General features: G+C 36.8%; 19 protein-coding genes, 1 tRNA gene and 1 other annotated feature. Of the genes, 16 read left to right on the forward strand and 4 right to left on the reverse strand.

Annotation, left to right across the window (positions count from 1 at the left end; all coding sequences use genetic code 11):
• The first annotated feature begins 192 nt into the window (after positions 1 to 192).
• The 7 genes from IGK86_RS01740 to IGK86_RS01770 all read left to right on the forward strand — a co-directional run bounded on the left by IGK86_RS01740 (position 193) and on the right by IGK86_RS01770 (position 7,117).
• Complete coding sequence (locus IGK86_RS01740; RefSeq protein WP_002361201.1) at positions 193 to 801, forward strand: superoxide dismutase; 609 nt, start codon at positions 193 to 195, stop codon at positions 799 to 801.
• Positions 802 to 948: 147 nt separating this feature from the next.
• A complete protein-coding gene (gene dapF, locus IGK86_RS01745; protein WP_010775544.1) occupies positions 949 to 1,929 on the forward strand; it encodes a diaminopimelate epimerase in 981 nt (326 codons plus the stop codon).
• 149 nt (positions 1,930 to 2,078) lie between these two features.
• On the forward strand, positions 2,079 to 3,287 hold the full coding sequence (locus IGK86_RS01750; RefSeq protein ID WP_010825004.1) for an LCP family glycopolymer transferase: 1,209 nt from the start codon (positions 2,079 to 2,081) through the stop codon (positions 3,285 to 3,287).
• Positions 3,288 to 3,417: 130 nt separating this feature from the next.
• On the forward strand, positions 3,418 to 4,119 hold the full coding sequence (gene nagB, locus IGK86_RS01755; protein ID WP_002355352.1) for a glucosamine-6-phosphate deaminase: 702 nt from the start codon (positions 3,418 to 3,420) through the stop codon (positions 4,117 to 4,119).
• A 95-nt stretch (positions 4,120 to 4,214) separates the two neighbouring features.
• On the forward strand, positions 4,215 to 4,916 hold the full coding sequence (locus IGK86_RS01760) for an MgtC/SapB family protein (protein WP_002355354.1): 702 nt from the start codon (positions 4,215 to 4,217) through the stop codon (positions 4,914 to 4,916).
• Positions 4,917 to 5,215: 299 nt separating this feature from the next.
• Positions 5,216 to 5,785: a LemA family protein gene (locus tag IGK86_RS01765; protein WP_002385314.1), complete on the forward strand. Its 570-nt coding sequence runs from the start codon at positions 5,216 to 5,218 to the stop codon at positions 5,783 to 5,785.
• Between the two features lie 45 nt (positions 5,786 to 5,830).
• Positions 5,831 to 7,117 (forward strand): TPM domain-containing protein, encoded by a 1,287-nt coding sequence (locus tag IGK86_RS01770; protein ID WP_438741952.1) that lies wholly within the window; start codon positions 5,831 to 5,833, stop codon positions 7,115 to 7,117.
• 39 nt (positions 7,118 to 7,156) lie between these two features.
• On the opposite strand, the gene nrdF is transcribed toward IGK86_RS01770, so the two are convergent.
• From nrdF to IGK86_RS01790, 4 genes are all read right to left on the reverse strand, one after another.
• Positions 7,157 to 8,122 (reverse strand): class 1b ribonucleoside-diphosphate reductase subunit beta, encoded by a 966-nt coding sequence (gene nrdF / locus IGK86_RS01775; protein WP_002355357.1) that lies wholly within the window; start codon positions 8,120 to 8,122, stop codon positions 7,157 to 7,159.
• A 201-nt stretch (positions 8,123 to 8,323) separates the two neighbouring features.
• Positions 8,324 to 10,483, reverse strand: a complete 2,160-nt coding sequence (gene nrdE, locus IGK86_RS01780) for a class 1b ribonucleoside-diphosphate reductase subunit alpha (protein WP_016617054.1) — start codon at positions 10,481 to 10,483, stop codon at positions 8,324 to 8,326.
• Complete coding sequence (gene nrdI, locus IGK86_RS01785; RefSeq protein WP_002355359.1) at positions 10,464 to 10,841, reverse strand: class Ib ribonucleoside-diphosphate reductase assembly flavoprotein NrdI; 378 nt, start codon at positions 10,839 to 10,841, stop codon at positions 10,464 to 10,466. The genes nrdE and nrdI overlap by 20 nt, the downstream gene beginning before the upstream one ends.
• Position 10,842: 1 nt before the next feature.
• Positions 10,843 to 11,067 carry a redoxin NrdH gene (locus IGK86_RS01790; RefSeq protein WP_002355360.1) on the reverse strand — a complete coding sequence of 75 codons (225 nt, stop codon included), beginning with the start codon at positions 11,065 to 11,067 and terminating at the stop codon, positions 10,843 to 10,845.
• 511 nt (positions 11,068 to 11,578) lie between these two features.
• Here IGK86_RS01790 and IGK86_RS01795 point away from each other — a divergent pair.
• The 9 genes from IGK86_RS01795 to tdc all read left to right on the forward strand — a co-directional run bounded on the left by IGK86_RS01795 (position 11,579) and on the right by tdc (position 21,884).
• Complete coding sequence (locus tag IGK86_RS01795; protein WP_002355361.1) at positions 11,579 to 12,052, forward strand: ferrous iron transport protein A; 474 nt, start codon at positions 11,579 to 11,581, stop codon at positions 12,050 to 12,052.
• On the forward strand, positions 12,049 to 14,199 hold the full coding sequence (gene feoB, locus IGK86_RS01800; protein WP_104877066.1) for a ferrous iron transport protein B: 2,151 nt from the start codon (positions 12,049 to 12,051) through the stop codon (positions 14,197 to 14,199). Before IGK86_RS01795 ends, feoB begins: the two co-directional genes overlap by 4 nt.
• 6 nt (positions 14,200 to 14,205) lie before the next feature.
• Positions 14,206 to 14,343, forward strand: coding sequence for a hypothetical protein (locus IGK86_RS01805; RefSeq protein ID WP_002355364.1), 138 nt, complete (start codon positions 14,206 to 14,208; stop codon positions 14,341 to 14,343).
• Between the two features lie 81 nt (positions 14,344 to 14,424).
• Positions 14,425 to 14,498, forward strand: a tRNA-Lys gene (locus tag IGK86_RS01810).
• A 278-nt stretch (positions 14,499 to 14,776) separates the two neighbouring features.
• Positions 14,777 to 15,652: an aldo/keto reductase gene (locus tag IGK86_RS01815; protein WP_016617056.1), complete on the forward strand. Its 876-nt coding sequence runs from the start codon at positions 14,777 to 14,779 to the stop codon at positions 15,650 to 15,652.
• A gap of 22 nt (positions 15,653 to 15,674) precedes the next feature.
• Entirely contained in the window at positions 15,675 to 16,157 is a 483-nt protein-coding gene (locus IGK86_RS01820; protein ID WP_002355441.1) for a VOC family protein, read from the forward strand.
• A gap of 166 nt (positions 16,158 to 16,323) precedes the next feature.
• The gene (cls, locus tag IGK86_RS01825) at positions 16,324 to 17,769 is read left to right on the forward strand and encodes a cardiolipin synthase (RefSeq protein WP_002355443.1); all 1,446 of its coding nucleotides are present in this window, start codon (positions 16,324 to 16,326) and stop codon (positions 17,767 to 17,769) included.
• 291 nt (positions 17,770 to 18,060) lie between these two features.
• Positions 18,061 to 18,275 (forward strand) — a binding site (T-box leader).
• A 191-nt stretch (positions 18,276 to 18,466) separates the two neighbouring features.
• Positions 18,467 to 19,723 carry a tyrosine--tRNA ligase gene (gene tyrS, locus IGK86_RS01830; protein ID WP_002355444.1) on the forward strand — a complete coding sequence of 419 codons (1,257 nt, stop codon included), beginning with the start codon at positions 18,467 to 18,469 and terminating at the stop codon, positions 19,721 to 19,723.
• 298 nt (positions 19,724 to 20,021) lie between these two features.
• Positions 20,022 to 21,884 (forward strand): tyrosine decarboxylase, encoded by a 1,863-nt coding sequence (gene tdc, locus IGK86_RS01835; protein WP_002355450.1) that lies wholly within the window; start codon positions 20,022 to 20,024, stop codon positions 21,882 to 21,884.
• Positions 21,885 to 21,919 lie beyond the last annotated feature (35 nt).

The following is a 21,919-nucleotide window of genomic DNA, read 5'->3' on the forward strand; positions in this document are numbered from 1 at the left end:
TATTTACTCCTCACATCATTCTTCTACAGGTCATTCTAGCGAATTTATGAGGGAAACACAAGGTAATCTCCCTCTTTTGTAAAACTTTTCTTTTGGCAAGCAAACTATTTTGTAGAAAGCGGTTCACTCTGTTATCATAATAGTTGTATGAAAGACGTATGTTACATACTAAAAAATAGGGGGATTTAAAAAATGACTTACACATTACCAGAATTACCATATGCTTATGATGCATTAGAACCTTACATTGACGTGGAAACAATGCACTTACACCATGATAAACACCACAACACTTATGTGACTAACTTAAACGCAGCGATTGAAAAACATCCAGAATTAGGCGAAAAATCTGTAGAAGACCTAATTTCAGATATGAATGCTATTCCTGAAGATATCCGTACTGCCGTTCGTAACAATGGTGGCGGTCACGCAAACCATACATTCTTCTGGGAAATTATGGCACCAAATGCTGGTGGACAACCAACTGGCGCTATTAAAGAAGCAATCGATGAAACATTTGGTAGCTTTGATGAAATGAAAGCTGCTTTCAAAACAGCTGCAACTGGCCGCTTTGGTTCAGGTTGGGCTTGGTTAGTTGTGAATAACGGTAAATTAGAAATCACTTCAACACCAAACCAAGATTCACCATTAATGGATGGTCAAACACCTGTTTTAGGTCTTGACGTTTGGGAACATGCGTATTACTTAAAATATAAAAACGTTCGTCCAGATTACATTGAAGCATTCTGGAACGTTGTTAACTGGGATAAAGTAAACGAACTTTTTGCAGCAGCAAAATAAGTTTGCCAATTGTGAAGGAAAGAGTCAAATGACGGCTGTCATTTGACTCTTTCCTTTTACAAATCCAGGGTCGAAATAGTTGTTCGTTTATGGCATACTAAAGTAAGTAGGGAAAGATAACGGATACATAAAGAAGGAGCTAAAAAAATGAATGTTATGATGCAAAAAGTACACGGGTCAGAAAATGATTTCTTTTTATTGGATGAAACACAGTTTGAGCGTTCTTTAACCGCTGAGGAAATTGAGCAATTGCGCATCCAGTTATGTTCGCGGGAAACAGGATTATTGGCGGGAGCAGATGGGTTACTTTTGGTAGGAGAAGGGACTCACGGCACGTCCAATGCTAGAATGCGAGTGATTAACAGCGATGGTAGTGAAGCAAGCATGTGCGGGAACGGCTTGCGTACGGTTGCCCGTTATTTAGCTGAAAAAAACCAAGAAAAATCATTTACAGTTGAAACAATGTTTGCAGATTTGAAAGTACGTCAAGCCCCCAATTTAGCTGAAGAAGTAGCGACTTACCAAGTGGAAATTTCGCCAGTAAGTTTTGAAGCAGTCACTATCCCAATGCATTTAGGGGTCCAAACATTAATTGATGAAATCGTACCAGCCTTATCTAAAACCATTCGCTTTACAGCGGTAGCAGTGCCTAATCCGCACCTTGTAGCATTTGTGGATCACGAAACCTTAAATGGTCCAGAATTTGAACGAATCGCTACCTATGTAAATAATGAAAATCCATATTTTCCAGAAGGGATAAATGTGAGTTTTGTTGAAATTCTTGGCAAAAATCAACTATTTGTTCGAACGTATGAACGTGGTGTAGGTTTTACAAGTGCTTGTGGGACAGCTATGTGCGCAAGTAGTTTACTTTATACGTTATTGAAAGATGGTGTTTTTTATGAAGAAATAACCGTCAAAAATGCTGGAGGTATGGTGAAAACAGTCGTCCACGAAACGTCTGATGGCAGTTATTGGATGGAATTAATTGGGAATGCCACGATTACGCATTTGATTGAAGGATCACTGACTGATTTACTAAACGGTGCATTTGAGAAAATAACTATCACTGAAACGAATGAACAGAAATATTATCAAGAATTTCTGCAAACACTTTCTCAAAAATAACAATTGTTCCTTGATAAAGCGCTCTTTTATTTTACAATTGTGTTAAGTTCTTGTTCCAAAAAATAAAAAATATTGCTTGAATAAGCAAACTATGAGAAAATAAAGGGCATGAATTAAGAATTATTCTTAGATAAACGAGGAAGTGTCTTATGAAACTATGGAAAAAAGTAGTACTGGGCTTCTTGAGCGTCTTGCTAGTGGTAGTAGCTGGGGTATGTGCTTACGGGATTAAGATGTATTCAGATGCCAATTCAACAATTAATGGGATCTATCAATCAGTTAACCGTAAGTCCAATAAAGGAGCCACGGCCAATATTGATGCGCAAGAACCATTCTCTGTTCTTTTAATGGGGATTGACACAGGCGATTTAGGCCGAACAGAACAAGGTCGTTCAGATACTACAATGGTTGTAACCATCAACCCGAAAGAAAACAAGTCCACAATGATCAGTTTGGATAGAGATATTCTAACAGATATTGTTGGAAATGACACACAAGACAAATTGAACCATGCCTATGCATTTGGTGGCGCCGAAATGGCGATTAATACAGTCCAAGAATTACTGGATATTCCCATCCATCACTATGTATCCATCAATATGAAAGGGTTAAAAGACCTGATTGATGCGGTAGGCGGTATTGAAGTAGATAATACGATTGGTGAATTTACGTTGGACGGTATTACTGTTCCAGCAGGTAAAATCAAGTTAGATGGCACGACAGGTTTGGCTTATGCGCGGATGCGTCACGAAGATCCTGAAGGAGATGTGGGTCGTCAACGCCGCCAACGAGAAGTTGTTGAGAAAATCGTGCGCAAAGTCATGAGTTTTGATGGTGTTTCAAAATATCGAAAAATTCTTGATGCTGTTGAAGCCAATGTAAAAACAGACTTAACTTGGGATGACATGATGGACATCCAATCAAAATATTTGTCTGCCTTTAAAACAATTGACTCTGAGCAATTACAAGGATACAGTGCAACCATTGATGATATTTATTATCAAGTCCTAGATCCAAATAGCTTATACAAAACACAAACAACGCTTAGAAAACAACTTGGTTTAAAAGAACATGCTTCTGAACGTGAAAAAGATTTAGCCTTTTATAATCAGTTTAGCTATGCTGTTACAGATACTGCACTGATTGGTGAATCTGGTGATTCAAGTGTCAATAGCTCTACTAGTTCGAGTAGCACAGCGGACACCACAGCCGGTCAAACAGAATACAACGGCAATACGCAACAAGCAGCAGAAGGAGCCTACGATCCGAATACGTACGTTGACCCAAATGCGTACACAGATCCAAACGCTTATGCTGATCCAAATACGTATGTGGATCCCAACGCACCGCAATATTAATCTGTTAAACAAGCTCGAAAACTTCTATTTCTGATGGGAAATAGAAGTTTTTTTCTTTTATTCTAGAAATTTTTTTCAGAAGGTGTTATAATTGGACTATACCAAAATAAACCGTAAGGAGCGTGTCAAAATGCAAATTATCCGTGTAGCAAATGCAGAAGAAGGCGGCAAAAAAGCGTTTGAATTAATTAAAGAAGGTATGAACAATGGTGCGAAAGTTTTAGGCTTAGCAACAGGTAGTACACCAGAAACATTATATAAAGAAATGACTGCAAGTGATGTCGACTTTACAGAAATGACTTCTGTAAACTTAGATGAATATGTTGGTTTAGGTGGCGAAGATGAGCAAAGTTACCGTTATTTCATGAACAAACACTTATTTGACAAAAAACCATTTAAAGAAACATTTGTACCAAATGGTAAAGCAGAAGATTTAGATGCTGCTTCCGCAGAATATGAAAAAATTATCGATGCACATCCAGTAGATATCCAAATCTTAGGTATTGGTCAAAATGGACACATTGGTTTCAACGAACCAGGCACACCTCTAGATAGCTTAACACATGTCGTTGAGTTGACTGAATCAACAATCAACGCAAACAAACGTTATTTTGACAAAGTAGAAGATGTCCCAACACGTGCTGTTTCTATGGGGATTGGCTCAATCATGAAAGGTAAAAAAATGATTTTAATGGCTTATGGCGAAGCAAAAGCAGAGGCCATTAAAGGAATGATTGACGGACCAGTAACAACAGACATGCCAGCAAGTGCATTACAAAACCATCAAGATGTTGTTGTAATCATTGATGATGCAGCTGCAAGTAAATTATAATCGTTGATTAAAAAGAACTTGAAACATAAGGATTTCCTTATGTTTCAAGTTCTTTTTTTGTTATACTGGAAGTAATAGAAGAAGAGGTGAAAAGGATGTTACAGCTAACAATTCCAGAAATTATTTTACGGTTAGTCCTAGCGATGGTGATGGGTGGCGCAATTGGTTTTGAAAGACAATATAAGAATCGCCCAGCAGGGATGCGCACTCACATTTTAGTTTGTATGGGCGCGGCTATTATTGCGTTAATTCAGTCGCAAATTGCAATCAATGCATTGAAAGATGCGTTAGCTAATCCGGCTTTGACGGGGGTCATTCGTTCAGATCAAGCAAGATTGATCGCACAAGTTGTAAGTGGAATCGGCTTTTTAGGTGCTGGAACCATCATTGTAACGAAACAAAGTGTCACCGGATTGACGACAGCAGCGTCACTATGGACCGTTGCTGGTTTAGGGATCGCGGTGGGCATGGGCTACTATACGATTGCCTTAACAAGTTTTATCGGTGTATTATTTGCCTTAACCATTGTCAAACGAATTATTCACGTACCAACAATCAAAAAATTAGAAATTCGCTATCAACATAAACAAGAAACCAAAGAATTTATTAATCAGTATTTTGAAGAAAAACATATTGAAATTTATGATGTGAACTTCAATGTTTCTTGGGTGGATGATACAAAAATCTATACGAATATCTATACTATTGATTTGCCTAAAGGCCTAACGTATGCCGATGTTATCGAAGATCTATCTGTTTCAAATAATGTAACAAAATTACGATTGATTAATGTGTAGAAACATCTATTTATAATTAATGACAAGAGGTCGGGACAGAACCGTTTAGCTCCGAGAAATAAGAAGGAATTTCCGAAAATTGCTCTTTAATTTTTGGAGAATTTCGGCTTATTTCCGAAGGAGTTGGTTCTGTTCCCGCCGTTTATCAGTTTTGAGCGTGGAACAAAAATCCAAAGTGATTTTTGTCCCACGCTCTTTTCTTCTAGGACCTAGGACTGATTTTTTAAGTTTAATATTTCAAAAAGATTACAAAAGAGTTATGATTGTATTACGAGTTAGAAAGAAAGGTGATAAGTAAGATGAATAAAAAAAATAAATTTCTTAGTATTATTGTTGTTGTCGTTGTGATTATTGGTGCATTTGTGATGAAAGCTTATAATCAATTGATTACTTTAGATAATAAAGTCGAAGCAGAATGGTCACAAGTAGAGAATGTAATGCAAAGACGTGCTGATTTAATTCCTAATCTTGTCAGTAGTGTTCAAGGCAGTATGACTCAAGAAAAAGAAGTTTTAAAAGAAATAACGGAAGCACGTAAAGCATACGCAGGAGCAAAATCTTCTTCTGAAAAAGGGCAAGCAAATGAGCAAATTGAAAAAGGATTAGGTAATTTTGTTACAGTATTGAATGAAGATTACCCAAAGTTAGCTTCTTCTGAAAATGTCAAAACCTTAATGACTCAATTAGAAGGATCTGAAAATCGAATTTCTGTTGAACGCCGTAACTATATACAAGCCGTTGAAACATATAACCAACAGATTTCAAAATTCCCTGATAAAATAATTGCAAAACTTTTAGGATTTGAGAAGAAAACTAACTATGTTGCGACAGAGCAGGGAAAAGAAGTGCCGCAAGTAAAATTTAAATAAAAAAATTATAGAAAATTTGGGTTAAAAAGAAAGAAGTGAGGAAGGTTGGATAAAAAAGTCGAAAAAATTCAAGAAAAAGTTCGTTTGTTTTATAAAAAGCATCAGCGGAATACAACGATTGTTGTGGTAATTAGTTTAAGTATGATTTTAATATTAGGAATGGCTGCTTGGCATGAAGGAAAGGGAATCTCCTATGAAGCAAAACAAACTGCACTGAGAGAGAAGCAACAAGTCTTAAAAAAAAAGAGAGACGATATTTTAGCAGGGAAAATGACTGAAGCGTCAACCCAGACAACAATAAATAACTTTTCTAAACAAGAAATAACTGGTGAAAATGAATTAGTGACAATTACTGGAACGAATGGGCAGTTGAACATTAATGATGCTAATATCTATGTTTCAGATAATGCGGGTATTGTCTCAAATCAACTTAAACAGAAAATGTTTCAATTGAATCAACAATTGTTGGAAAATGCGAATGGCGCACAATTTATGCTTATTACCGTTCCTGCGTTACCTAGTGGGGAATCTGTTGAATCTTACAGCAATAAGATTGCTAATCAATTAGGTGTAGGGGATCGTGAAAAAAATAATGGTGTGGTTTTTCTAATGGCAATTGAGGATCGCGAGTCTCGCTTGGAAGTTGGATATGGCTTAGAGAGTATTTTAACGGATAGCTATGCGGATGATATTATTAATAATGAAGAAGTAAAAGAGGCTTTTAGAGACGAGGATTATAATACAGGTCTCAATAAAATTATTGATCAAGTATCGGCTGCAATCAATTCAAAAACCGCACAAGTGGATAATGAATTAACAAATATACAAGCAGAGTTAAACACTAACACAACGAAAAGAAATGTTCTTTTAATGGCAAGTATTGCTGGGATGCTCATTTGTGCTGTTTATATTTTACAAATTTTAAGAACAAGAAAACTTGTTAAAAAAATGTATCAAGATTATTTGAATTGTTTACCAACAAAGGCTGTCCTAAATAACTCAGAACAGACAAAGAAAGTATTAAATAAGATGAAAAAGACTTCTTTTTATTGTTTATATCTTAATGGAGCAACGTTATTTGCCACAAAAGGGAAAATAAGACGTGCCACTAAGCGTGGTTCTTTACTAAGTATATATCCAAATGCAAAAAAACAATCTTTTGGGCGTTTATTAGTAGGAGATACTTTATATAGTTATGATGGTAGTGTTTTGACGTATGCTTATTTAAACTCACAATACAATCCGTCTAATCATAGTAGTTCTGGTAGCAGCAGTGGTGGTTCATTCGGTGGCGGCTCATTCGGCGGTGGCGGTGCCTCTGGAAGTTGGTAAAATAAAAAGCTAGAAACGTTAATCGTTTCTAGCTTTTTGCTATTTATCTAAACCGTAAAGATAGTCATCATCTTTCATGGCTTCAACTGTTCCTAGTAAATAGCCATTTCCTACTTGAGAGAAGAAGTCATGGTTGCTAGTTCCTGTCGAAATACCATTCATTACAATCGGGTTCACATCATTGGCTGTATCCGCAAATAAGGGATCCATACCTAAGTTCATTAAAGCTTTGTTGGCGTTGTAACGTAAAAAGGTTTTTACTTCTTCGGTCCAACCTAAGTCATCATATAATTCTTCTGTATAACGTTCTTCGTTTTCGTACAATTCGTAAAGTAAATTATACATCCAGTCTTTTAGTTTATCTTGCTCATCTTCTGGTAATTCGTTAAATCCTAATTGGAATTTATAGCCAATATACGTGCCGTGCACTGATTCATCACGGATAATCAATTTAATAATTTCAGCGACGTTCGCTAGTTTATTGTTTCCTAAATAGTAAAGAGGAGTGTAAAACCCAGAATAGAATAAAAACGTTTCTAAAAATACACTAGCAATTTTTTTCTCTAACGGAGTGCCGTTTTTATAAATTTCGTTAATCCGTTCTGCTTTATATTGCAGATGTTTGTTGGTATTTGTCCACTCAAAAATATCATCAATCTCTTTTTTTGTATTTAATGTACTGAAGATAGAAGAATAACTTTTGGCATGGACAGATTCCATGAATTGGATGTTATTTAAGACGGCTTCTTCATGGGGCGTCCGCACATCATTTCTCAGTTGATCCATGCCGCTTTCTGATTGAACAGTATCTAATAAAGTTAAACCGCCGAAAACGTAGCCGACAGTAGTTTTTTCTAAATCGGAAAGAGTCCGCCAATCATCTAAGTCATTGGATAACGGAATCCGTGTATCTAACCAAAATTGTTCGGTTAATTTTTCCCAAGTGGATTTATCAATGACGTCTTCAATGGCGTTCCAGTTAATTGCTTCATAATACGTTGCCATGGTTATTCCTCCTGTATGCTGGGACAGCAGTCTTGTTTGACTAGTTGTCTCGTTTCTTCGCTTAAAACGTTCTACAGAGTCCAAATAGGAGCGTGCAGCCGTTCTTCTTTGTCCAGTATATCTGAAAATGTCCTGTTTAAAAAGAGAACATTCCTAAAAAATAAGACGCTCAAGCAGAACGCCTTATTTAAGTGCTTTTCATTAAATCACGCAAGACTCACATCGATTGCTGCCAATTTCTTCAGCATCATCTGTAAATGTACGAATATAGTAAATTGATTTAATCCCTTTGTTGAACGCATAATGACGTAAAATGTTCAAGTCACGGGTTGTTTGTTTTGGTGTTTCTTTCCATTCATACAAGCCTTCAGGGATTTCTGAACGCATAAACAAGGTTAAACTCATTCCTTGATCAACGTGTTGTTGCGCTGTTGCGTAGACATCAATCACTTTGCGCATATCCATGTCGTAAGCAGAAGTATAGTAAGGGATTGTATCATTCGCTAAATAAGGCGCTGGATAGTAAATCTTACCAATTTTCTTCTCTTGACGTTCTTCAATCATGCGAGTAATTGGATGAATGCTGGCACTAGTATCATTAATATATGAAATTGAACCATTTGGCGCTACGGCTAAACGATTTTGATGATAAAGACCATCTTTTTTCACAGCATCGCGTAACGCAGCCCAATCTTCAGCTGTTGGAATCTGAATGTCTTTGAAGATTTCTTTCACTTTATCAAATTTTGGTGTAAAGTTGCCTTCAATATATTTATCGAAGTAAGCACCAGAAGCATAATCTGATTTTTCAAAATTGTGGAAGACTTGGTTACGTTCTCTCGCAATTTGGTTACTTTCCATTAAAGTCCAGTAATTTAATAACATGAAATAAATGTCTGTAAAGTCTAGTGATTCTTCAGAGCCGTATTCCATATGATTTTTAGCGAAGAAGGTGTGTAAGCCCATTGCGCCTAGTCCGATTGTATGGCTTAAACGATTTCCATTTTGGATAGTTGGCACGACATCAATTTCAGAAGCATCTGTTACAAAAGTTAACGCACGCGTCATAGCGCGGACAGATTTTCCAAAGTCAGGACTTTCCATTAAATTAACAATGTTAGTTGAACCTAAGTTACAACTAATATCTGTTCCTAAAACTTCATATTCTTGTTTCCCATTAATAACAGAAGGCGTTTGAACTTGAAGAATTTCAGAACATAAGTTACTCATGATAATCTTGCCATCAATCGGATTGTTTTTGTTAGCTGTATCAATATTGATGATATAAGGATAGCCAGATTCTTGTTGTAATTTAGAAATTTCATTTTCTAAGTCACGGGCTTTAATTTTACGTTTACGTATGTTTGGATTGGCCACTAGGTTATCATATTCTTTGGTGATATCTACATAGGAATAAGGCACACCATATTCGCGTTCCACACTATAAGGACTAAATAAATACATATCTTCGTTGTTACGTGTTAATTCGTAAAATTTATCAGGAACAATAACACCCAGAGACAACGTTTTTACACGGATTTTTTCATCAGCGTTTTCTTTTTTAGCAGATAGGAACATTTCAATATCTGGATGGAAGACGTTTAGATAGACCACACCAGCACCTTGACGTTGACCTAGTTGGTTAGAGTAGCTAAAGCTATCTTCAAATAATTTCATAACAGGGACAACACCACTTGCTGCGCCATCGTAACCTTTGATTGGTGAGCCCGCTTCACGTAAGTTGGAAAGAGTAATCCCTACGCCACCGCCGATTCGTGATAATTGAAGGGCAGAATTAATTGAACGCCCAATGCTGTTCATATCATCTGTTACTTGAACTAAGAAACAAGAAACCAATTCACCTCGACGTTTACGCCCAGCGTTTAAGAAAGAAGGTGTGGCTGGTTGATACCGTTGATGGATCATTTCATCCGCCAATGTTAAAGCCAACTCTTCATCGCCATCCGCAAAATACAAGGCATTAAAGGCAACCCGATCTTCATATGTTTCTAAATACTCTGTTCCGGCGTTGTTCTTTAAAGCGTATTGAGAATAAAATTTATAAGCCGCCATGAAAGACTTGAATTGGAAATGTTGTTCATCTAAGAAAGCATACAATTTTTCAATAAAGTCCATTGAATATTTTTCGATGAATTCAGTTTCAATAAAATCTTCTTTCATTAAAAAGTTGATTTTTTCTTCAGCAGAGCTGAATTTACGTGTATTCGGTTCTACATTTTCTTTAAAGAAGGCTGCGAGTGCTTCTTTATCTTTATTTAAAGGGATTTGACCATCAACAGGACGGTTAATCTCGTTATTCAGTTTGAAATAGCTGACATCTCTAATTTCTTTTAGACTCAATTTCTTCCACTACTTTCTTAAAGGTCTCCACGTCTTCGTCTGTTCCGCTAAACTCAAAGGAGTATAGAAGCGGAACGTGGTAATCGCGGGCAATATCTTTGGCGGTATAGACAAATAATTCAGCAAAATTACGGTTGCCCCCACCAGCTACACCAACTAACAGTTCTTGGTTACTTTTATAATCAAGAAAGTCATTCACTACCTCTGTAATTTCTGCATCATAGGTAGGAATGACAAGAATAAAAGGCTCATTTATTTCAAAAAAAGGATTCGCTGGCTCAAGTTCATAAGCAGGCAAATCCAATTTTTTAATAAAGCGCCTTGTTTGACCGGTGACTGAAAAATAAACAAGTTTCATCTTAGCTAGCCAATTGTTTTAATTGGTCTGGACGGAAGCCAACAACGGTTGTTGCTTCAGATGTGATTACCGGTACGCTTTGGAACCCTTGTTCTTTTAACCAGTCGATAGCATCTGGTTGTGCGTCGATATTGATTTCTTCAAAAGCGATGTTATTTTCACTTAGGAAACGTTTCGCCATTTTACATTGGATACAGTTATTTTTTGAAAAGATTTTTACGTTCATTGAAAGTTCCTCCTCTTTTTTCTACATAGACTAGTATAAATCTATGTAGAAAAAAGTCAACACTTTAACACTATATATTGTGGTGCGTTTTTCTCATAATACTAGTTTTTGTGTTTTTGAAAGAAAAATGAAAACACGTGAATCCTCGTTTTTGGGAGAAAAAACACATTGGTCAGTGTTTGACAAACAAAAAAATTAAAATTTTGAAAGAGAACATTTAGTGAAAAAACACTAAATATTGTGTTGACATTTGAGTTAGGCACAAGAAGAAAAAATAAGCGGATTTGTTATTGAATGAGTGGAATTTTATAGTAGCTAGTAACATAAAAAACAAGAGCTGACTTTTTTCAAAAATGGTAACCTGAAAAAAGTGTCTCTATATAGAAGGAAAATAGAAGAAAACAGGAGATACATCCAGAAATTCATTGACTTTCCGTGTAAGCAAGCGTATTCTTTTAATTGAGAACGATTCTCATTTTCGTTTGAAACTTTTTCACATGGAGGAAAGTAAATGATTACGTTAGCGCAGGCAGAAGTTGGGAAAGTCTATACAGTCGAAAGCGTCCAAGCAGATGTTCAGACAAAGAAACATCTGAACAATTTAGGTGTCGTTGCAGGCCAAGCAGTTGTCCTTGTCAATTATCAGAATCAAAATGGTATTGTTTTATTACATAATAGTCGAATTGCGCTGACAGATACGATTTTACAAGCGATTCATGTGGAGGAGCGCTCGGCGAATGAGAAAGTTTGGGTCTCCTTAGATACCTTGAAAGTTGGAGAACGCGCTACAATAGTAGGGATCCACGGACAAGGAGCGGTGAAACGTCGGTTGATGGACATGGGCTTAACAAAAGGAACAGTAATTTTTATTCGCAAAGTAGCTCCTTTAGCTGATCCAATTGAAATCAATGTACGTGGCTACGAACTAACGTTACGAAAAAGTGAAGCGGAACTAATCTTGGTTGAAAAGGAGGAAAGCGAATGACTCAGCAAATTGCACTAGCCGGCAACCCTAATAGCGGTAAAACGACAACGTTCAATATGTTAACAGGAGCCAACCAATATGTTGGAAACTGGCCAGGGGTGACTGTGGAACGCAAAGAGGGGATGGCAAAGAAAGATAAGACACTCATTATTCAAGATTTGCCAGGGATTTACTCTCTTTCTCCTTATACGCCTGAAGAAATTGTGGCACGAGATTATCTTTTGGAGGACCAACCTTCAGTGATTTTGAATATTCTCGATGTGACCAATTTGGAACGGAATCTTTATTTAACAACACAATTAATTGAAACTGGATTACCGGTTGTTTGTGCGTTAAATATGATGGATTTGTTGGAAAAAAACGGCCAAACATTGAATAGTGAAAAGTTAAGTTATGGCTTAGGCGTGCCTGTCGTTGAGATTAGTGCTTTGAAGAATCGTGGGTTGGATCATGCTTTAAAACAAAGTAAGCAGCGAGCGAATGCCATAGAGACAGAGGTTATTTATCCTTCTTATGATAATCGCTTAGAAGCAGCACTTGCTGAAATTGTTGATATTTTAGGGAATACTGTTCCTGAAACGCAACAGCGTTGGTATAGTTTAAAACTTTTTGAACGAGATGTTCGAACCAAAGAGCAATTATTATTGAGTTCTTTTCAAGAAAAAGAAATTGAAGAAGTCATACAAATTACCGAAAAAATCTTTCAAGATGAAAGTGAAGCCATTATCATTAATGAACGCTATGCCTTTATTGCTCGATTAATTGCTTTGTGTGCGACGAAAAAAACAGAAATGACATTTACTCACAGTGATAAGATTGACCGAGTGGTAACCAATCGGTGGTTGGCGTTGCCAATCTTTGCGTTTGTGATGTGGTTGGTCTATTACTTATCTATTCAAACGGTTGGTACAATGGGGACAGACTGGTTAAATGATGTCTTTTTTGGGGAATGGGTTCCTCAATTTGTGGGAAATTGGTTGGCGCAATGGCAAGTAGCGCCATGGATGCAAAGTTTAATTTTAGATGGGATCATTGCAGGTGTTGGGGCGGTGTTAGGATTTTTACCACAACTGGCCGTCCTGTTTTTATGTTTAGGTTTTTTAGAAGATTGTGGCTATATGGCCCGGATTGCCTTTGTCATGGATCGCTTGTTTCGGAAATTCGGCCTATCTGGTAAGTCGTTTATTCCAATGTTAATTGCGACAGGTTGTGGGGTCCCAGGCGTGATGGCTAGTCGAACGATTGAAAACGAACGCGATCGGCGAATGACTATTATGGTCACGACTTTTATGCCATGTTCGGCGAAGTTGCCAATTATCGCTCTGATTGCAGGTGCATTTTTTCCTAACCAAAGTTGGGTCTCGCCCTCTGCTTATTTCTTAGGGGTTGCTTCCATTGTGTTATCAGGAATTGCTTTAAAAAAGACCAAGCATTTTTCGGGAGATCCAGCACCATTCATTATGGAACTTCCCGCCTATCATTTGCCACAGCTTAGAAGTGTGGTTCGGCATGCCTATGAACGATGTCGCTCATTTGTAAAAAAAGCAGGTACGATTATTTTTGTTTCCAGTATTCTCATTTGGTTCATGTCACATTATTCTGTGACGTTTCAACCCGTTCCAGAAAGTCAAAGTATTCTAGCATTTCTAGGTAAAGGGTTGGCGGTGCTATTTATCCCATTAGGTTGGGGTAATTGGCAAGGGGCAGTTGCCACAATTACAGGATTGATAGCGAAAGAAAATATTATTGGTACCTTAGGCATTTTATTTGGCAATGTGAAAGATGTTTCTGAAAACGGGGTAGAAGTCTGGGGCGCACTGCAACACACCTTTACGCCAGTCGCGGCCTATTCGTTCTTAACTTTTAACTTATTATGTGCACCTTGTTTTGCTGCAATTGGCGCAATTCGTCGTGAAATGGGAGACCTTAAATGGACATTAGGAGCCATTGGTTATCAATGCGGTTTGGCTTATATGGTTAGTTTTGTGATTTATCAATTAGGCCATGTGTTAGTCGAAAAAGGCACACTAACTCTGGGGACTTTTTTAGCGATGGGTGTTGTTTTAGCTGGATTTTATTTCCTTATAAGAAAACCAAAGCCAGGCAAAGAAAGTGTCCAAGCAATCACTTCTTTAGAAAGAGGGTAATAACGGATGGCAACAATTATTTTATCCATTTTAATTTTTGGAACAGCAGGAATCATCACCTATCGACGAATCAAAAAAGGGGAAAGTTGTGAAGATTGTCAAACAGCTTGTCCTGTAAAAAAAGAACAATCTTCACAAGAATAACAACTGAAAAAAATTCCCTCTTGTATAAATAATAGCGGAGTGCTACAATATTGAGGTAGCTGAAAAGCCATTTTATACAACGGGGGCATAGCTCAGTTGGTTAGAGCATCTGACTCTTAATCAGAGGGTCTAGGGTTCGAATCCCTATGCCCCCATTGGGTGCCAAACCCACGAGAACGGTATTCTGTCGGCGTCTTAGGACGTTTCGAAGACGGAGTACGCGTTCTCTTTTTTTACATAAAATGTCGTGTGTCGTGAGAGATACACTAGTTAAATCGGTTAAAGAATGTTACGCTTAGAAGAGCGAGAAAGTACGTTATATAAAAAAAGTTAAAAATTTTTCAGGCTAAAAAAGCGAATTTAACAAAAAGCGCACTTTTTGGTTCCTATGAAACGAAAAAGTACGTACTATACAGCATGTACGGCACGGTATATGATGATATCAGAAAACGTTAAAGGAGCGAATCAAATGATTACATCACTAGCAGATACAGTAACATTAAACAACGGCACTAAAATTCCAGGAATGGGTCTCGGGGTATTCCAAATACCAGATGAAGAGACAGCAAAAGTGGTCGAAGAAGGGATTATCAATGGTTATCGTTTAATCGATACAGCGCAAATCTATGGTAATGAATCTGGCACAGGAGCGGGAATTAAAGCAGGCTTAGCGGCAACTGGTTTGAACCGTGAGGACTTATTTGTTACCTCGAAAGTTTGGAACGCGCATATTTCCTATGATGAAACAATTCAAGCTTTCAATGATAGTTTGGAACGTTTAGGTTTAGATTATTTAGATTTGTATTTAATTCATTGGCCAGGAAATAATTCTTACAAAGAATCATGGCAAGCTTTAGAAACTTTATACGCCGAAGGAAAAGTGAAAGCAATTGGTGTCAGCAACTTCCAAGTTCATCATTTAGAAGATTTACTTTCTTATGCAAAAGTTGTTCCGGTAATTAACCAAGTGGAACTACATCCAAAATTGGATCAAAAAGAAGTGCGTGATTTCTGTGAAAAACATGATATCAAAGTCCAAGCTTGGTCACCGTTGATGCAAGGTCAATTATTATCGAATGAAACCATTTTGGCGATTGCTGAGAACCATAATAAATCAGCAGCCCAAGTGATTTTACGTTGGGATATTCAACAAGATATCTTATTAGCCGTGAAATCTGTCCACAAAGAACGGATGATTAACAATGCAGCGGTCTTTGATTTTGAACTAAGTGCAGAAGAAATGGCACAAATTAACCAATTGAATGAATCGTTACGTGTGGGACCAGATCCAGACACGTTTGATTTCTAAAAATTAACTAGGAGGAGATATAATGAGTGAAGCAGTTAAAGGTTTTTCAGTAGTCAACCACGTGGGGATTACAGTCAGTAATTTGGATGAATCAGTGAAGTTTTATGAAGCATTAACAGGAACAAAAATCGCAAATCGTGATGAAATTGGTGGAAAACGGATGGCCCAAACACAAGGGTTAGATGATACATTAATCAAGTATGCCAATGTGCATCTAGAAAACATCAATATTGATTTATTAGAATATGTTAAACCAAAATCAGAAAAAGCTTCTTATTCCAACGAACAAATTAGTGCAATGCATATGTGTTTCGAAGTGGAAGATATTGATGCAGCTGTTGCACGTTTAAGAGCGATTGGCGTAGAACCTGATGGAGAGCCGATTACATTCCAAGAAGAAGATGGCTTGAAGAGCGGTTTTGGTACAGGGGTCGCTTACTTTACCGATCCAGATGGTACAAATTTAGAATTGATTGCTCCTAAAGGTCCATTTACACGAAATTAAGTTAAAGGACTTTCAAACAAACATCAAAAAGAACCCCTCATTCTAGTTACTGGTACTAGAATGAGGGGTTCTTTTTATTTTTTTAGACAGAAGCAGCTAAAGAAAAGATATTCCAAATCCGTAATTGATGGTATACTAAAACGTAACAAATAAAGGAGGAAGACAATTGATTCTTAGCGTCTTAACAGTTATTTATTTTATTAATGCAATTATTGCGGGAATTACCATTTTGTTAAAACCTCGAGATGTAGCAGCAATTTGGGCATGGCTACTCGTACTGATTGCTCTACCCGTTTTTGGTTTTTTCTTATATTTATTCTTTGGGCGCGGTTTAACCGACAAAAAGAAATTTTATTTGCAACAAAGTGATTTGCGGGAATTAGAGAATTTTCAGAATTTCCAAGAAGAAAGTTTTGAACTTTATAGTCAAAAGATGCCGACGGAGGAGCAACAACAGTTTACAGACTTTTTTTCCTCGTTGAATAGGATGCCTCTGACTAAGAAAAATGATGTTCAAATTTTTACGGATGGTACGGAAAAATTCAATGCGTTGATGGCGGACATAAAAAAAGCTCAGCACTCCATTCATATTGAATATTATGCCTTTGTAACGGATCATATCGGCACCAAAATTTTGAACTTATTAGAAGAAAAGGCGGCTGAAGGGGTTGAAGTGCGGTTGCTTTACGATGCCTTTGGCTCAAAGGGCACCAAGGTTCATCATTTGAATGAATTGAAAAAAAACGGCGGTTTTGTCCAAACATTTATTACTTCTCAAAAAGCACTTTTGAAGTTTCGTTTGAATTATCATGATCACCGGAAAATTGTTGTTATTGACGGAAAAGTAGGCTACATTGGCGGCTTTAATGTTGCCGATCAATATGCTGGAACGACTAAAAAGTTTGGCTATTGGCGGGATACACATTTACGGATTCAAGGGCCAGCAGCCTCATTACTGCAAATGCGTTTTTTAATGGATTGGAACGTCTCTTCCCCCGAGAAAAATCGTGTGGCGTATCAATTGGATTATTTCTTTAAACTTGAAGCATTGGTGCCAGAGGCAAATACATCCATTCAGATGATTGCCAGTGGTCCTAACAGTGACCGTGAACAAATTAAATTGGCCTTTATTAAATTGATTACTTCTGCCAAGAAAAGAGTCTGGATTCAAACGCCGTATTTAGTTCCTGATGATAGTGTCTTGGCTGCTTTAAAAGTTGCTGCGGCTTCAGGAGTAGATGTTAAAATTATGATTCCAGATAAGCCCGACCATCCGTTTATTTATCGAGCAACACAGTATTACGGCCGCTTATTGATGAAAGAAAATATTGAAATTTTAATTTATAACGGTGGTTTCTTACATGCGAAAACAATGATTATGGATGATGAAGTCTGCACAGTTGGTTCAGCCAATCAAGATATCCGAAGTTACAAATTAAACTTTGAAGCAAATGCTGTGTTATATGATAAAAAAATCATTGATCAATTAGAAGCAATTTTCTTAGAAGATCGAAAAAAATGTACAACAATGACTCCAGAAGTTGTTCGCGACATGTCAAAATGGTTGATTTTTAAACAACAAATTTCACGATTATTTTCACCAATTCTTTAAAACTGTTTTTCACAAAATGACGAACTTCTGATCCGAAGTTCGTCATTTTTCTTCGGGAATTTTATAAAAGTATAGAAAATCACAAAAAAAGTCAAAAAAATTTTAAAGAATATTTTTTGAATTTTTTTGTTATTTTTTTATCTGTAGTTGCTGTTAAAATAAATAAATATTATTTTGAATTCGTTATTTTATTTTTGTGAAAAAGGGACATCTTTTGTAAAAGTAAAAAAAAATAAGCAAAGAGTGTTGACAAAAAAAACGAAAAGGAATATGCTACATGTACAAGTTAAATACAAAGCAATGACAGAAAAGCAGTAGAGAAATAACCACTGTTACAGAAAGCTAGTGGCGCTGGAAACTAGTACACGTTATTTATCGAATTACATTCTTGAGCTTCTGCCTACAGGGCACGGGTAACAGCGTTATTTGTTAAGAGGTATATAGTATTTTAAATAAACTAAACTATGTATAAATTTGGGTGGTACCACGAGAAATTCGTCCCTAAGTCGTTTCGACGACTTAGGGATTTTTTGTATTCTTTTTTTGAATACGTGGCAGACCAAAGAAAATTTCGTGAACCCGTGTATACATAGAAATAAACACGGGATATCGTGTAAAAACAAGTGTGTTAATCGTTTGTTTCGTTAAATGAACGATTTCCTATAAAGAGATAATTATAAATATGGAGGGTGATAACATGAATATCATTGACGAGCTAGCATGGCGTGATGCAATCAATCAACAAACAAACGAAGAAGGACTAAGAGAACTTACAGAAAATACGAGCATTTCGCTATATTGCGGTGTCGATCCAACTGGAGATAGCATGCATATTGGACATTTAATTCCTTTTATGATGATGAAACGATTCCAATTAGCAGGTCATCACCCATACATTTTAATTGGTGGCGGAACTGGAACAATTGGTGACCCAAGTGGACGAACAACTGAACGTGTTTTACAAACGATGGAAGCTGTGCAACATAATGTGGACAGTCTTTCAAACCAAATGAAAAAATTATTTGGTAAAGATGCTGAGGTAACAATGGTGAACAACTACGATTGGTTATCAGAACTATCTTTATTAGATTTTTTAAGAGATTACGGGAAAAACTTTAATGTCAACACGATGTTGGCAAAAGACATTGTCGCTAGTCGTTTAGAAAGTGGCATTTCCTTTACAGAATTCACATACCAAATTCTTCAATCAATTGACTTTTACACATTGCATAAAAAACATAATATTCAATTGCAGATTGGTGGCGCTGATCAATGGGGCAATATCACTGCAGGATTAGATTTGATTCGTAAAAAAGAAGGACCAGAAGCCAAAGTATTCGGGTTAACCATTCCTTTAATGCTAAAAGCAGATGGTACAAAATTTGGGAAAACAGCGGGTGGCGCTATCTGGTTAGATCCTAAGAAAACCTCACCATTTGAATTCTACCAATTCTGGTTAAACCAAGATGATCGTGATGTCATCAAATACTTGAAATTCTTTACTTTCTTAGATAAAGAAGAAATCGATGCGTTAGCTGAAAAAGTTGAAAAAGAACCAGGTAAACGTGAAGCACAAAGACGCTTAGCTGAAGAAGTGACACGATTTGTTCACGATGATGCAGCATTAGAAGAAGCGCAAAAAATTTCAGAAGCTCTTTTCTCAGGCAACATTAAAGACTTAACGATTGAGGAAATCGAGCAAGGGTTAGAACATGTGCCAACTGTTGAAATTACCAAAGATGCTAAAAACATCGTAGATTGGTTAGTTGACACAGAAATCGAACCATCAAAACGTCAAGCTCGCGAAGATGTGAGCGGAGGAGCTATAAGTATTAACGGTGACCGAGTTACCGATTTAGATTTTGCAGTCGATCCAACACAACATTTCGATGGAAAATTCGTTGTTGTACGGAAAGGGAAGAAAAATTACTTTTTAGCAAAAGTAATGGATTAGAAATTGATAATAATTTCACGAAGAGAAGACGTGTGATTATTTGATCAAAGTTAAAATTCTATTTCTCCTTACAGGTAGTGGTGAAACCGTTAATACACCTAATAAGAGTGGGATTGTACACACAATCCCACTCTTATTTTTTTATATAATGGTTCTGACAAGACACCTTGTGAAAAAATTATAAAATTAAAGAGCTATGATAACCATTGTTATTTTTCTTCTTTACACTTTAGCCGTTTGGGTGTAAGTTGTGAATGCAAAATCTAATTCATTAAAATTTGTAAGGAGGAATTTTCGTATGAAAAACGAAAAATTAGCAAAAGGCGAAATGAACCTTAATGCACTATTCATTGGGGACAAAGCCGAAAACGGACAATTATATAAAGACTTGTTGATCGACTTAGTAGATGAACATTTAGGATGGCGTCAAAACTACATGCCACAAGACATGCCAGTTATCTCTTCTCAAGAACGTACATCTGAAAGCTACGAAAAAACTGTCAACCATATGAAAGATGTATTGAATGAAATCTCTTCTCGCATGCGTACACATTCAGTTCCATGGCATACAGCAGGTAGATATTGGGGACATATGAACTCAGAAACATTAATGCCTTCTCTATTAGCTTACAACTTTGCAATGCTATGGAACGGGAACAACGTTGCCTATGAATCTTCTCCAGCAACTTCTCAAATGGAAGAAGAAGTAGGACATGAATTTGCTCACTTAATGAGCTACAAAAATGGTTGGGGACACATCGTTGCTGATGGTTCTTTAGCTAACTTAGAAGGCTTATGGTATGCCCGTAACATTAAATCATTACCATTTGCTATGAAAGAAGTAAAACCAGAATTAGTTGCTGGCAAATCAGATTGGGAACTATTGAACATGCCAACAAAAGAAATTATGGACTTATTAGAATCAGCTGAAGATGAAATTGATGAAATCAAAGCTCATTCAGCTCGTTCAGGTAAACATTTACAAGCAATCGGTAAATGGTTAGTCCCACAAACTAAACACTATTCTTGGTTAAAAGCTGCTGATATTATCGGTATCGGTTTAGATCAAGTTATCCCAGTACCAGTTGACCATAACTACCGTATGGATATCAACGAATTAGAAAAAATCGTTCGTGGCTTAGCAGAAGAACAAATTCCAGTGCTAGGTGTTGTCGGTGTAGTTGGTTCTACTGAAGAAGGTGCCGTTGACTCAATCGATAAAATTATTGCTTTACGCGATGAATTAATGAAAGACGGTATTTACTATTATGTACACGTGGATGCTGCTTATGGTGGTTATGGACGTGCCATCTTCTTAGACGAAGACAACAACTTCATCCCTTACGAAGATTTACAAGATGTTCATGAAGAATACGGTGTCTTCAAAGAGAAAAAAGAACACATTTCAAGAGAAGTGTATGATGCATATAAAGCAATCGAATTAGCAGAATCAGTAACAATTGACCCTCATAAAATGGGTTATATCCCTTATTCAGCTGGTGGTATCGTTATCCAAGATATCCGTATGCGCGACGTTATTTCTTACTTCGCAACTTACGTATTTGAAAAAGGTGCCGATATTCCTGCGTTACTAGGTGCTTATATCCTTGAAGGTTCAAAAGCTGGTGCAACAGCTGCTTCTGTATGGGCTGCACATCACGTTTTACCTTTAAACGTTGCAGGTTATGGTAAATTAATTGGTGCTTCAATTGAAGGATCACATCATTTCTATAACTTCTTGAATGATTTAACATTCAAAGTTGGCGACAAAGAAATCGAAGTCCACACATTAACTCATCCAGACTTCAACATGGTTGACTATGTGTTTAAAGAAAAAGGCAACGATGATTTAGTAGCAATGAACAAATTAAACCATGATGTATATGACTATGCATCATACGTTAAAGGAAATATTTACAACAACGAATTCATTACTTCACATACTGACTTTGCTATTCCAGATTATGGCAACAGCCCATTAAAATTTGTAAACAGCTTAGGATTTAGTGACGAAGAATGGAACCGTGCAGGTAAAGTAACTGTGTTACGTGCTGCTGTAATGACTCCATACATGAACGATAAAGAAGAATTTGATGTTTACGCTCCTAAGATTCAAGCTGCTTTACAAGAAAAATTAGAACAAATTTACGACGTAAAATAATTGAATCTTAAACGGAAAAAAGAAATGGTAACCGA

This window comes from Enterococcus sp. DIV1206, assembly GCF_051712485.1.
GTDB lineage: Bacteria > Bacillota > Bacilli > Lactobacillales > Enterococcaceae > Enterococcus > Enterococcus faecalis.

Bases quoted from the DNA above. Each gene is read 5' to 3' on its own strand.
- IGK86_RS01740 (WP_002361201.1), top strand. From the start codon at position 193: ATGACTTACACATTACCAGAATTACCATATGCTTATGATGCATTAGAA.
- IGK86_RS01790 (WP_002355360.1), bottom strand. From the start codon at position 11,067: ATGAACGTAAAAATCTTTTCAAAAAATAACTGTATCCAATGTAAAATG.
- IGK86_RS01795 (WP_002355361.1), top strand. From the start codon at position 11,579: ATGATTACGTTAGCGCAGGCAGAAGTTGGGAAAGTCTATACAGTCGAA.
- tdc (WP_002355450.1), top strand. From the start codon at position 20,022: ATGAAAAACGAAAAATTAGCAAAAGGCGAAATGAACCTTAATGCACTA.
- nagB (WP_002355352.1), top strand. From the start codon at position 3,418: ATGCAAATTATCCGTGTAGCAAATGCAGAAGAAGGCGGCAAAAAAGCG.
- IGK86_RS01765 (WP_002385314.1), top strand. From the start codon at position 5,216: ATGAATAAAAAAAATAAATTTCTTAGTATTATTGTTGTTGTCGTTGTG.
- tyrS (WP_002355444.1), top strand. From the start codon at position 18,467: ATGAATATCATTGACGAGCTAGCATGGCGTGATGCAATCAATCAACAA.
- nrdI (WP_002355359.1), bottom strand. From the start codon at position 10,841: ATGAAACTTGTTTATTTTTCAGTCACCGGTCAAACAAGGCGCTTTATT.
- feoB (WP_104877066.1), top strand. From the start codon at position 12,049: ATGACTCAGCAAATTGCACTAGCCGGCAACCCTAATAGCGGTAAAACG.
- IGK86_RS01805 (WP_002355364.1), top strand. From the start codon at position 14,206: ATGGCAACAATTATTTTATCCATTTTAATTTTTGGAACAGCAGGAATC.
- IGK86_RS01760 (WP_002355354.1), top strand. From the start codon at position 4,215: ATGTTACAGCTAACAATTCCAGAAATTATTTTACGGTTAGTCCTAGCG.
- IGK86_RS01815 (WP_016617056.1), top strand. From the start codon at position 14,777: ATGATGATATCAGAAAACGTTAAAGGAGCGAATCAAATGATTACATCA.
- dapF (WP_010775544.1), top strand. From the start codon at position 949: ATGAATGTTATGATGCAAAAAGTACACGGGTCAGAAAATGATTTCTTT.
- IGK86_RS01820 (WP_002355441.1), top strand. From the start codon at position 15,675: ATGAGTGAAGCAGTTAAAGGTTTTTCAGTAGTCAACCACGTGGGGATT.
- nrdF (WP_002355357.1), bottom strand. From the start codon at position 8,122: ATGGCAACGTATTATGAAGCAATTAACTGGAACGCCATTGAAGACGTC.
- IGK86_RS01750 (WP_010825004.1), top strand. From the start codon at position 2,079: ATGAAACTATGGAAAAAAGTAGTACTGGGCTTCTTGAGCGTCTTGCTA.